The sequence below is a fragment of the Aquimarina intermedia genome, assembly GCF_008124785.1.
In the GTDB taxonomy this organism is placed as follows: domain Bacteria; phylum Bacteroidota; class Bacteroidia; order Flavobacteriales; family Flavobacteriaceae; genus Aquimarina; species Aquimarina intermedia.
In genome coordinates this window covers 17,123-29,938 of the sequence record NZ_VNHU01000001.1, presented here as the reverse complement: position 1 = coordinate 29,938, position 12,816 = coordinate 17,123, and the positions used below count along the sequence as shown (strand labels likewise).

Annotated in this window: 12 protein-coding genes; all 12 read left to right on the top strand. The window is 31.0% G+C overall.

Annotated features, from left to right (window positions below; all coding sequences use genetic code 11):
- The 12 genes from rfbC (at position 1) to BD809_RS00065 (ending at position 12,809) form a co-directional block, all read left to right on the top strand.
- Complete coding sequence (rfbC, locus tag BD809_RS00120; RefSeq protein WP_148780924.1) at positions 1-552, top strand: dTDP-4-dehydrorhamnose 3,5-epimerase; 552 nt, start codon at positions 1-3, stop codon at positions 550-552.
- Positions 545-1,402 (top strand): dTDP-4-dehydrorhamnose reductase, encoded by an 858-nt coding sequence (gene rfbD / locus BD809_RS00115; protein WP_148780923.1) that lies wholly within the window; start codon positions 545-547, stop codon positions 1,400-1,402. Before rfbC ends, rfbD begins: the two co-directional genes overlap by 8 nt.
- 86 nt (positions 1,403-1,488) lie before the next feature.
- Complete coding sequence (gene pseB / locus BD809_RS00110; RefSeq protein ID WP_148780922.1) at positions 1,489-2,511, top strand: UDP-N-acetylglucosamine 4,6-dehydratase (inverting); 1,023 nt, start codon at positions 1,489-1,491, stop codon at positions 2,509-2,511.
- Positions 2,504-3,655, top strand: a complete 1,152-nt coding sequence (pseC, locus tag BD809_RS00105; RefSeq protein WP_148780921.1) for a UDP-4-amino-4,6-dideoxy-N-acetyl-beta-L-altrosamine transaminase — start codon at positions 2,504-2,506, stop codon at positions 3,653-3,655. The genes pseB and pseC overlap by 8 nt, the downstream gene beginning before the upstream one ends.
- Positions 3,648-4,361, top strand: coding sequence for a pseudaminic acid cytidylyltransferase (pseF, locus tag BD809_RS00100; RefSeq protein WP_148780920.1), 714 nt, complete (start codon positions 3,648-3,650; stop codon positions 4,359-4,361). The genes pseC and pseF overlap by 8 nt, the downstream gene beginning before the upstream one ends.
- Positions 4,339-5,823 carry a UDP-2,4-diacetamido-2,4,6-trideoxy-beta-L-altropyranose hydrolase gene (gene pseG, locus BD809_RS00095; protein ID WP_148780919.1) on the top strand — a complete coding sequence of 495 codons (1,485 nt, stop codon included), beginning with the start codon at positions 4,339-4,341 and terminating at the stop codon, positions 5,821-5,823. Before pseF ends, pseG begins: the two co-directional genes overlap by 23 nt.
- Positions 5,810-6,829: a pseudaminic acid synthase gene (gene pseI, locus BD809_RS00090; protein WP_148780918.1), complete on the top strand. Its 1,020-nt coding sequence runs from the start codon at positions 5,810-5,812 to the stop codon at positions 6,827-6,829. Before pseG ends, pseI begins: the two co-directional genes overlap by 14 nt.
- Positions 6,830-6,861: 32 nt before the next feature.
- On the top strand, positions 6,862-8,109 hold the full coding sequence (locus BD809_RS00085) for a lipopolysaccharide biosynthesis protein (RefSeq protein WP_170251707.1): 1,248 nt from the start codon (positions 6,862-6,864) through the stop codon (positions 8,107-8,109).
- A complete protein-coding gene (locus tag BD809_RS00080) occupies positions 8,090-9,415 on the top strand; it encodes a capsular polysaccharide export protein, LipB/KpsS family (RefSeq protein ID WP_148780916.1) in 1,326 nt (441 codons plus the stop codon). Before BD809_RS00085 ends, BD809_RS00080 begins: the two co-directional genes overlap by 20 nt.
- Positions 9,416-9,449: 34 nt before the next feature.
- Entirely contained in the window at positions 9,450-10,856 is a 1,407-nt protein-coding gene (locus BD809_RS00075; RefSeq protein ID WP_148780915.1) for a hypothetical protein, read from the top strand.
- Positions 10,828-12,123: an O-antigen ligase family protein gene (locus BD809_RS00070; protein WP_211356676.1), complete on the top strand. Its 1,296-nt coding sequence runs from the start codon at positions 10,828-10,830 to the stop codon at positions 12,121-12,123. The genes BD809_RS00075 and BD809_RS00070 overlap by 29 nt, the downstream gene beginning before the upstream one ends.
- Entirely contained in the window at positions 12,120-12,809 is a 690-nt protein-coding gene (locus BD809_RS00065) for a WecB/TagA/CpsF family glycosyltransferase (protein ID WP_148780913.1), read from the top strand. The genes BD809_RS00070 and BD809_RS00065 overlap by 4 nt, the downstream gene beginning before the upstream one ends.
- Positions 12,810-12,816: the final 7 nt, after the last annotated feature.

The following is a 12,816-nucleotide window of genomic DNA, read 5'->3' as shown; positions in this document are numbered from 1 at the left end:
ATGGAAATTGAGAAAACAGCATTAGAGGGTTGTGTTATTTTAAAACCAACTGTTTTTGCTGATGATAGAGGCGCGTTTTTCGAGAGTTTTAATCAAAGTGTATTCGAAATAAGTACCGGGATATCAACAAATTTTGTTCAGGACAATCAATCTTTATCTTCATTTGGTGTACTAAGAGGGTTACACTTTCAAACGGAAGAATTTGCCCAAGCAAAACTAGTCCGTGTTATCAAAGGAGAGGTATTGGACGTTGCTGTTGATATAAGAAAAGGATCCAAAACATTTGGTAAGCATATCTCCATTGTTCTCAATGATAAAAATAATAAACAATTATTTGTTCCCCGTGGGTTTGCTCATGGTTTTGTAACCTTAAGTAAGCAAGCTATTTTTGCTTATAAATGTGATAACTATTATCAAAGATCAGCAGAGTCTGGTATACTGTACAACGATACTACCTTGAATATTGACTGGAAGGTACCCACTAATGAAATCAAGCTTTCTGATAAGGATAAGATTTTACCAACCTTTGATCAGGTAGAAGCATATGGGTAATACGACAAAAAAAATACTTGTAACAGGGGCTAACGGGCAATTAGGCCAATGTATCTATGATATTAGAAGTAAATTTGAAACGTATGAGCTGATTTTTGCCTCATCAAAAGAGCTGGACATCACAAATGATGAGTCCTTGAATAGTTTTTTTTCAAATAAAAGATTTGAATACATAGTTAATTGTGCTGCATATACGAATGTAGATCAAGCAGAAACAGAGCCGGATAAAGCCTTTCTGATTAACGCAGAAGGTGTAAAAAAGCTTGCTATGCTTTGTAAAGCACAAAATAGCAAGCTGATTCATATATCGACAGATTATGTTTTTGATGGTACGAAGGGTCATCCATATACTGAAACTGATGTTCCCAACCCTATTAATGTTTATGGAAAATCTAAGTTGATAGGCGAGCAGTATATTCAAGAAGCATTAACTGATTTTTTTATAGTTAGAACATCATGGTTATATTCTCAACATGGTAAAAATTTTTATAAAACCATTCTGGATAAATCAAAAACTGTAAAAGAGCTAACAATAACAACTGCAGAAACAGGAACGCCAACGAATGCCAATGATTTAGCGGACTTTATATTATATCTAATTGTGAAAGACGTTATGGAGTATGGGGTCTATCATTTTAGCAACTTAGGAGAGGCTACTTGGTTTGATTTTGCTAAAGAAATCTTAAAAAAGAACAATCAATTAGGCTTAATCACCCTTAAAAGCACAGATAATTATCCTACTTTTGCAAAACGACCAGCTTATAGTGTATTGAGCAAGAAAAAAATAATTGAGTTTTTTGAGCCAAAGCTATTAAACTGGGAAGAATCAATAAATACATTACATAATTGAATTTGATAGTCTCAAATTAATTATCATATGATTAATTAGATTCAGAACTTTTAAAATAACAATATTCAAAATAAAATCATCCAATTATGCTAGATTTAAATGGAAAATCAATCTTAATCACTGGTGGAACGGGTAGTTTTGGCAAAACATTTACCAAGCTTATTTTACAACGGTTTCCAAATGTTAAACGATTAGTGATTTTTTCTAGAGATGAACAAAAGCACTTTCAAATGGGAATGGATTTCCCAGAAGAGACATACCCTCAAATTCGTTATTTTGTAGGTGATGTTAGAGATTATGACAGACTAATAAGAGCTTTTGAAGGAATTGACATCGTTATTCATGCTGCGGCAATGAAACACGTACATATAGCAGAATATAATCCAATGGAATGTGTCAAAACTAACGTTTTAGGTGCAGAAAATGTCATTAATGCTGCTTTAGAAACAGGAGTAAAAGAAGTTGTTGCTTTGTCAACAGATAAAGCGGCAGCACCAATAAATCTTTATGGAGCAACTAAACTGACCTCGGATAAATTGTTTATAGCTGCAAATAATATCAAAGGAAAGAGAGATATTCGTTTCTCTGTTGTTCGCTATGGTAATGTTATGGGCTCCAATGGATCTGTTATGCCCTTTTTCTTAAAAAAGCGTGAAGAAGGAGTTTTGCCAATTACAGATAAAGAAATGACACGTTTCAATATATCGCTTGAGGATGGCTGTGAGATGGTGTTTTATGCGATAGACAATGCCTGGGGGGGGGAAATTTTTGTACCAAAGATTCCATCTTATAAAATAACAGATGTTGCGACTGCTATAGCGCCTAATTGTAAACAAGAAGTTGTTGGGATTCGACCAGGTGAGAAAATTCACGAAGAAATGATTACCGCTTCAGATTCATTCAACACTTTAGACTTGGGGAAATATTATGCCATTTTACCGCAAAAACCTAATTTTAATGTTGAAGATTATAAAAGCAAATATGACGGGAAGTATGTCCCGAAAGGATTTTCTTATAATTCTGGTAATAATACAGAATGGGAAACAATTGAAAGTTTAAGAGCTCTGGTGAAGGAATATGTAGACCCTAATTTCGAAGCACATGAGTAAGTTTAAAATTCCTTATGGAAGACAGTCAATAGAGCAAGAAGATATAGATGCTGTTATCAAAACATTGCAATCTGATTTTTTAACTCAAGGTCCCAAAGTATTAGAATTTGAGCAAAAATTTGCGGACTACGTTGAAGCGAAATATGCAGTTGCAGTTAATAACGCTACTTCTGGCCTGCACCTTTCTGTTCTTGCTTTAGGATTAAAAAAAGGAGAGCGGGTAATAACAACTCCGATAACCTTTGCTGCTTCAGCGAACTGTGTAAGGTTTGCAGGCGGTGAAGTTTGGTTTGCAGACATTGATCCAGAAACTTACCTGTTGGACCTTAACAGTGTAAGAGAACTGATTGAATCAAAACCGAAAGGCTTTTTTAAAGGTTTAATTCCAGTGGATTTTGCGGGACTCCCTGTAAACCTAGAATCTTTTAAAGATTTAGCTGATGAACATGACTTATGGATTATTGAGGATGCATGTCACGCACCTGGAGGATATTTTATAAATTCAAAAGGTGGCAGAAACCGTTGTGGAAATGGTAGTTACGCAGATTTAGCAGTGTTTTCGTTTCACCCTGTAAAGCACATAGCTTGTGGGGAAGGAGGTATGATTACCACGAATTCTGAAGAACTCTATAAAAAACTCTTACTTCTTAGAACACATGGTATAACTAAAGATGATATGTCTGAAGATCATGGAGGTTGGTTTTATGAAATGCAGGAGCTAGGCTTTAATTATAGGTTAACAGACATGCAATCTGCTCTAGGTATAACACAATTAGCTAAAAATGAGGACGGTGTTATTAGACGTAATAAAATTGCCGACACCTATAAAATAGCTTTTGGTAATAAAGTGAAATTTCAGTTTTTGCCAAAGGATTCCTACAATGCACATCACCTATTTGTTATTGAGTGTGAAAATAGAAAAGGATTATATGAGTTTTTAAGAGCACATGACGTATATGCTCAAATACATTACATTCCTGTTCATATGCTTCCATATTACAAAAAAATTGGATATGAAGGCGCTAATTTAGCGCATGCAGAAAAATACTACGATTCTTGTATTAGTCTACCAATGTATCCTACGTTGACAGAGGAGGAGCAAGAATTTGTTATAGATAAAGTATTATCATTCGTACATGGCTAATTTAGCAATTATACCGGCAAGAGGAGGTAGTAAGCGAATACCCAAAAAAAATATAAAACCATTTTTAGGTAAGCCAATAATTTCTAACTCTATAGAAGCGGCTTTAAACTCTAATCTATTTGATGAAGTTATGGTTTCTACAGATAATAGTGATGTAGCTGATATAGCAATCAAGTACGGAGCTAAAGTTCCTTTTTTACGAAGTGAGCATAACGCAAATGACTTTGCAACACTTTCAGACGTTGTTAGGGAAGTTGTATTGCAGTACAGAAACTGCGGCAAAACATATGAAAAAGTTTGTTGTATACTACCTACAGCTCCTTTCGTAAACTCAAATAAAATTAAAAAAGGATTTCAAGAATTGGTCTCAAAAAAGCTTGATGTTGTTTTTCCTGTAATAGAATTTTCGTATCCGATACAACGAAGTTTAGAATTTGAAGAAGGAAAGATAAAAATGGTAATGAGAGAACATTTGAATAGTCGTTCTCAAGATTTACCCCAACGTTTTCATGATACAGGACAATATTATTGGATTGATGTTGAAGCATTTTTGGCGACAGGAGCGTTATTTACTTCAAACTCTGGAGCAATAGTTATTTCACCATTAGAAGCTCAAGATATTGATACAGAAACAGATTGGAAGTTAGCAGAATTAAAATATCAACTAATGCTTGAACGTGATAATGGAAAAGAAGATTCTATTTAGGGCCGATGGCAATGAGACAATCGGGTTAGGACATCTATATCGGTTATTCGCTTTGGTTGAAATGCTTGGCAGTACTTATAAATACACGTATCTCACACATGCATCTTCTACAGTAAAAGTAATACCTGAAGGGTATCCTTTACGTGTTATTCCACAAGAAATTAATATTGATGAAGAACCAAAATGGCTAGCAGAACACTATAACGCTAAAGAATATATTATTATAGCCGATGGTTATCAGTTTTCAACAAGTTATCAAAAGAGTATCAAAAAGCTTGATTTTTCTTTGGTGTATATAGATGATCTGGCAAAAGAACACATGTTTGCCGATATTGTAATTAATCACTCACCCTCCACAACAGTTTCTGACTTTGATTATGAACACTACACAAAATTCTTGTTAGGAACTAAGTATGCTCTTATCAGACCGTCTTTTCTAAAAGCAGCTAGGCAAGAGAGAGAAGTAAAAAGTATCGATCGCGTTTTTGTTTGTTTTGGTGGATCAGATAAATTTAATTTATCTCTAAAAGCAACAAAAGCATTATTGTCAATTGCACAGATCAAAGAGATACATGTAGTTTTGGGAGCAGCGTATTCTAAAAAAGAAATTTATGAATTACAAAAAAATTACTTAGGCAAACTACATATCTATAGTAATTTATCAGAAAGTCAGCTACTTAAATTAATGATATCTTGTAATTTTGCAATAGCACCGGCCAGCACTATTTGCTATGAGTTATGTTCTGTAAAAATGCCAATACTTAGCGGTTTTTATGTGGATAATCAGAAGAATATTTATAAAGAACTAGTAAAGAAAGGCGTAGTTATCGATGGAGGCGATTTTTCGAAATATGAAATCGAAGATTTTCAGAGCAAAATTAAGGATGTACTCGACATAACAACAGATAGTTTAACCTCATTTCTGTTTGAGCAGAAGCAGTTATTCGATGGCAAAAGTGATGTGAGGATTTTGGGGGCCGTTAATGGCTTAAACCTTTCTTTTCGTCAGGTCTGCGAGGATGACATGATGAGAATGTATGACTGGTCAAATGATGAGATAGTTCGTCACAACTCGTATCAATCTGATTTCATAAAATTAGAAGATCATAAAAGTTGGTTTCTTAAAAAGATATCTGATAAAAATACCTTATTTTTAGTAGGTATGGTGAATAATATTCCAGCAGGAATAATTAGGTATGAAATAAAGAATAATGATGCATCTGTTGGAGTTTTGATATCAAAAGAATATAGAGGTCAAAAGTTGGCAGGTTCATTTTTAAAAAAATCTGCTGATCTCTATTTTAAAGAATATGAAAAGCCTATTTTGGCTTATATTAAAGTCGACAATTTAGCTTCCGTAAAATCGTTTGAGAATGCAGGCTATATTTATTTTAAAGAAGAAATTATTAGCGGTCATGATAGTTTGGTATATAAATTAGAAAAAAGGGATGTTATCAGATAAGTGTTTTATAATAGCAGAGTTATCTGCTAACCATGGAGGAAATATAAATATTGCGAAGGAAACAGTACGCGCTGCAAAAAGAGCAGGAGCAGACGCAATAAAATTACAAACGTATACAGCAGACACCATAACACTTGATGTAAAGAAAGATTATTTTAAAATATCTCAAGATACAGCGTGGGACGGTCAATATTTGCATGATTTATATAAGGAAGCGTCTTTACCATGGGAGTGGCACGAAGAGTTGTATCAGGTGGCTGATGAAGAAGGGCTGGTTTGTTTTTCCTCCCCTTTTGACAAAACTGCTGTGGATTTTTTAGAAGAACTTAACACACCTATTTACAAGGTTGCTTCTTTCGAAATTACAGATATTCCATTAATAAAATATATTGCATCAAAAAACAAGCCTATTATTATATCTACTGGAATAGCAACGCTCGAAGATATTGAGTTAGCTATCGATACTTGTAAAAAAGAAGGAAATAGTAATATTACTATTCTAAAATGCACTTCTGCTTATCCGGCATCTCCTGAGGATGCAAATCTTATGACTATTCCAGATATAGTGAAGAGGTTTGGTGTAAATTCTGGATTATCGGATCATACAATTGGCATTGAGGCACCGGTTGTGGCTGTTTGCTTGGGAGCTAAGGTGATTGAAAAGCATTTTATTTTAGATAAAAAAATTGGTGGTGCAGATGCTCACTTTTCTCTGGATGAAAAAGAATTCAAGAAAATGGTAGATGCTGTTCGCTTAGCCGAAGTCATGTTAGGTAAGGTTGACTATGAAATGACAGAGAAAAAGAAAAAGAGCAGAGAATTTTCAAGATCATTATTTATCACTAATGATGTGAAAAAAGGAGATCTGGTAACGGATAAAAATGTGCGCTCAGTAAGACCAGGATTTGGTTTGCACCCTAAATATTATAATGAAATACTTGGCAAAAAATTTACTGGAGATATTGAAAAAGGAACTCCTCTTAAGATGAATCATTTGTCTAATTAGATCATAATTTACAGAGGATGCTAATAGACTTTTTGAAAAGCCAAACAAAATCGCTAGCTAATTTAATTTTAAGAGGAGCATCCCTATTATTAAAATTTGTTTTTGTCGTATTTATAGGTAAATATTCAATTGACGAGAGCAATTTGGGGATTTATGGTATTTTCAATTCTTCAATAGGCTACACGATATACATCGTTGGCTTTGAATATTATGTATATGTTTCTAGAAAAATCACTCAAGAAAAAACAGAGATTGAATATTATCTTAAACATCAACTAGTTTTCTATTCTCTTACTTATTTGTTGTTATTACCCCTAATCATTTTTATTTTATTTGGATTTAATTTCATTGAATATTCTTATATTTTACTTTTTTGTGTCGTTCTTATAGCAGAGCATTTAGGTCAAGAAGTTTTTAGGTTATTATCTGTACTAAAGAAACCCCTTAAAGCAAATTTCGTTCTCTTAATAAGGTGTTTATGGATTGTACTTTCAATTGTGCATTACCTCAGTTTCAAAGAAATTAGTATTAGAACTTATTTTCTCTTTTGGAGTTTAAGTTCATTGTTTGGACTACTAATTGGAATCCTTCTAATGAAAAAATATGTTGATTTTAAAAAATTACTTTATGTCAATGTAAATTTTTATGAAATTAAAAAGGGTGTAAAGGTTTCATTATTTTTCTTTATTAGTTCTTTGAGTATACAAACAATTTTATTGTCGGGAAGATTTTTTTTAGATTTTCATTATAATAAGCAAATAGTTGGTGTATATACTTTTTACTCAAATATCATTAATCTTATTGAAGTAGTAATTTATAATTTAGTCATTATGATTATTTTTCCTTACATGCTTGAGTCCGCATATTCCAATAAAGAGAAGTTTAAAAAAATCGCTACAAATTTCAGGAAAAAAGCATACTTACTAACTTTTATATCCAGTATAATAATTGCACTAATCATGCCTTTATTACTATTATTTTTAGACAAGTCCTTAGCAACTGAAAGATTGTGGGGTTTTTATATCTTACTAATAGGTTCACTGATGTACAATTTCTCATTGGTTCATCATTATATATTATATGCTTTTAATAAGGACAAGTACATTTTAAAAGCCGCATTATTTTCAGTCTTAGTGAATCTAATTTTAAATTATTTTCTTGTAAAAGAATATGAGTTGTATGGTATATGCATTTCTTATTTTTTTTCTATGCTAATAATTTTATTATGTAAAGGCTGGTTCAAGAAAAAAACATACGTTTATGAAAATATTGATAATTGAGAGTAGAAGTAATATAGTTTTATGGGATGAGGTTTTTCAAAACAACCTCGACGATACTGTTGAAGTACACTACTTAATTTTTAACGCCCATTTTTCATCCAATTTTGGAATTAATCACTATGTGAAGAAAAATAAAGACGAAGGAGATAATATAGATGTGCCAATTCAATTTGACAGACAGAGAAATTTTTTTAAATCCACCAATGTTCATCATTATGGCTCTTATTACCGTCAAATATATGAAATCATAAATAAAATTCAGCCTAATGTAGTTCTAGGAGAGGCAGCCTCTTTTCAGGATTATTTGACGATTAAAGTTTGTAGAGAGTTTGGAATTTTATATCTGAATCCAATGACCAGTCGTTATCCATCAAATAGATTTGCATTTTATATAGAAGACACGTTAGTCCCTTTTTTAGGTTCACGTGAGAATTTAAATGAAAATAACTTAACTAAGATTTATGAAGGAATAGTGAATAGAGTCGTTATTCCGGATTACATGTCAAAGAAAAACTATAAGTTTTCCATAGTTAAAAGGATCTTAGATTTGAAAGTAAAGCTTTTATCTTATCTTAAAGGTGATCCCAACACCCCCTCTGCGCTTTATTTTATTTCAAGAACAATTAGCTTAAAAAAGATTGAAAAGCAGTGGAGCAATGTTTCTGTAAATGATTTAACAAGCGAAAACAAATTTAAGCTTTTGTATCCAATGCAAATGCAACCAGAATCAAATATAGACGTGTATGGAGCCCCTTTTAATAATCAGTTCGAAATTATAAAGAGTATTTGTAAATATCTGGATAAAGATGATGTTCTTTATATAAAACCAAACCCAAAACCTTTTATGGAGATTTCAGAGGAACTAGTTCGGTTTGCAAACCAGTCTAAACAAATTAAGCTATTATCGTTTGACAGTTCTATGAATGACATCTTTCCAAAGGTTGACTTAATTATTACAGTTACTGGAACCGTTTCTATTGAAGCAATTTTAGCGAACAAACCAGTGGGTGTGTTTAAAACGACCTATTTTAATGATACAAAAAACTGTTATCAAATAAAAAATTATGAAGATATTGCTGACCTTATAGGAATGGTCAAAACAAAGAGTTTTACAAAATTAAACATTGAAGACAGATTGGATCACTTAAATTATTTGAATAATATAAGTTATCAAGGAAGAATCTCCTTTGTTAATTTACAAGAAGACGAAATTTTAGAAATTCGAAAAAGTTTCAAATTATTTTTAAGCCAGTTCAGTTTAATTGATCCAAAGGAAATTGAGAAGCATATTTCAACAATTAATTAATATCTTATAGTTGCGAATATCTTAGCTAATAAATATGAAATTACAGTTGAATAGATCTTTTTTAGAATTAACGACTATTGCACTTTTAATATGTTTAGGGGTGTATTTCATACTATCTTTGAATATTATTGCTGGACTACTTTCTTTTCTTTTCGTTTTTTTTCTTTTCAAAAAGAGACCAAAAATTCTCTTTATTTTCTTTTTGTTATTTGTTTTTTTCCAGAACACATTTCTTTCCATTTTCTCAAGTTTAATTCAATCGCAAGAAACGTTTAACTTGCTTCATGGAGTGAATTTTTTTGCTCTAGCAGTGCTTTTTTTTGTTTTCATAATTGAAAACAAAATGAGTTTGAGAAAAGTGGATTTTATGAACGTCTCCCTATCAATATGTTTGTTACTTCTTGCTTTTTTTATCTTTGGAACGTTTCACTTTGGAATTAAAAATAGTGCATCTTATCTGAGGCTTTTCACGGCACCTATTTTTGCGTTATTTGCAGGCTTATATTTTTCTAAAAGAATAGAAGAATATTTTCTATTTTCTTATTTAAAGAACCTATTTGTTATATGTGCATTAATAGCTTTTATCCAAGTTTTTTTCCCAAAATTAATGGGTTATTTTCTAAATGAACTTGCTTACTATAAGTTAAAAAAAGGTATCACGAACTGGGATGAACTATTAAACTTTTATGGAAGGCATAATCTATTTAACATATCATGGATTCAGATTAAAGCCGTTCGTATCGGGTCATTAATCAAAAGTATGATATCTCTAGGGTATTTCTTAACTATACTTGGATTTTATTATTACTGGCCCAAGCATAAGTTTAAGTTTTTTTTGATTCTAATGACAGTCATACTAGCGGTTAATTCAAAAGGAGTTCTTCTTATGATTTTTTTTATAATTCTATTATATTTCTTTATTTATAAAACGAATTTATCAAAATCCCTAGCCTATATACTTTACGGAGTTTTCATTTCTGCCTTTGTAATTGTAGGCTATTTAAATAATAATGAACACATTTTGGGTTTAGTAAATGGATTTAGCTATTTATCTACCTTTGGCAATGGTATAGGTTTCTCTGGTAATGTTTCGGATATCTTACTTACGTCATGGGATGGAAAACCGTTGAAAGATATAGGGTATTGGACACGATTTCAGAATGGTAGCGAGAGTGTTTATGGAGTTCTTTTTTCAAGCTTAGGGATTTTCTCTGTAGTTTATATTATTTATTTTCTAATCGTTATATATCTCGCAGGAAATATAAAATCAAATAACACTCAAATAAAAATTTTAAAAATTTTAACAGTTGTTTTGTTTGTTCAAGGTATATTTCAAGAAGAAGCTTTTTCCCCTTACGCGTTTGGATTAGTTATGTTTTTAGTTGGATTAAATTATAAAGTAAGTCATACAATTGGAAAAAAAGAATTTGAAAAAGAGTAACGTTCAAAAGTTATATGAAATTTCGTTCTATTTCTTACCAATATCATTATTGCTGAGAGAACACTGGGGAAGTAAGGCCATTATACTTTTTGTATTTTTAGGTCTTATTGCTTCAGTTAAATTATTAAAAGAATCATTGTTCAAATTACTAAAAATTAGATGGTATATTTTCAATTTAATTCATTTATTTTTAGGGATGCTATCTTTGTTTTATTCGTCAAACTGGCAAGCTGGAATAGGTAGACTCTCTTTCTCATTACTGTTTGTTTTGTTCCCAATTTTTCAACTTACATTATTTAAAAAACTAGGAACAAATAGAATTAGTTTAAAAATGCTACGCTTTTTTTCTATTGCAATATATTGTTACTGCATCTTAATTTTAATAAAGCTCTTGAGTATACTCATGCTTACCGATAGTACTTTATTAGATATTAAAAGAAGTTATGGGTATCTCAATTTTAATAATATTTATGAATATACGGAAATCAATAGTATGTACTTCTCAATGCTCTTGTGTTTTGCTTTATTTGTCATTCTTGATTCTACAAGCAAATTCTTGAGTGGTTGGTCTCGTATAGTTTCTCATATAGTTACAATTTTAGTAACTTTAATTATGTTAATATTAATAGATTCTAAAGTAGCATACCTGGCATTTATTTTAATACTTATTCTTTTTTTATATACGAGAAATATTAGCAGAAACATCAAAATATTATCGATTGGTTTATTTCTAGGTTTAATTATATCTACATTAGTTATTACTCCTCCGAATAGAATAAGGAGGTTTATAGAGGCCGGGGATACTACTAGAGTTAATAATTATGTATCATCTGTTGAGGTGATTAAGAATAACTACCTCTTCGGTGTTGGTTATGGGGACGAATTAGATGAATTACAAAAAACACGAAAATTAGCCGATAAGGTTGATAATTATATTATAAAAATGGAGTATAATGCTCACAATCAGTTTTTTGAAACAATCATAGGTATTGGGTTTATTGGGTTTACACCAATCTTTGTTTTAATAATTTTTTCTGTAATGAGTGCTCTTAAAAATAAGGATGTTTTATTTCAAAGCTTTCTAATTGTTATGTGTTTATTCTTTACGGTTGAGTCTGTTTTAGTAAGGCATTATGGTTTTCTTTTCTGCTCATTCATTTGGAGTGTCTTTTTAACCTATAACATCGGAAATTCACAAAAAGTAATTGATGATAAAAGGTCTATTTTTAACCGTTTACAAATTACAAATATATTTAGATCACGATGAGCTTCATAAAAAAAATACAATCTAAGTTATCAAAAAATGACGAGGACGAAAATAAATTAATAACTTTCATTAACCCTTTTTCATATTTAGAGCTGAGAAAAAGTAATGTTATTGATAGAATTGATAAAATTTACGTAGATGGCATTTTGTTAGTAATAATGTTCAAAATAATTGGTATAAATATTCAAAGAAAGAGTTTTGATATGACTTCGCTAGCTCCGGTTGTTTTTAAAAAATGTGGTGATGAGGGTAAACAAATATATTTTATTGGTTCTAAAACTTCTGAGATTAACAAATTTATAAAAATAATAAAAAAGGAATATCAAAATCTGAATATTATCGGCCATAGAAATGGTTTTTTTAAATCAATTGATGATGAAAATGAGACAATTGATGAAATTATCACTTTAAACCCGGACATTATAATTGCTGGACTTGGAACACCAAAACAAGAAATATTTTTAATTAAATTGAGAAAATTAGGGTGGAAAGGAACGGGATACACTTGTGGTGGATTTATTCATCAAACCTCCAAGGGAATAAAATATTATCCCATTATTTTTGATAAATTAAACTTAAGATGGTTATATCGTTTTTTAGATGAAAGAAGAGTTTTTTTCAGAACTATTAAAACTTATCCTATATTTATGGTAGTTTTTTTTAGAGACTATTTTAGAAAAAACTGATATTAGT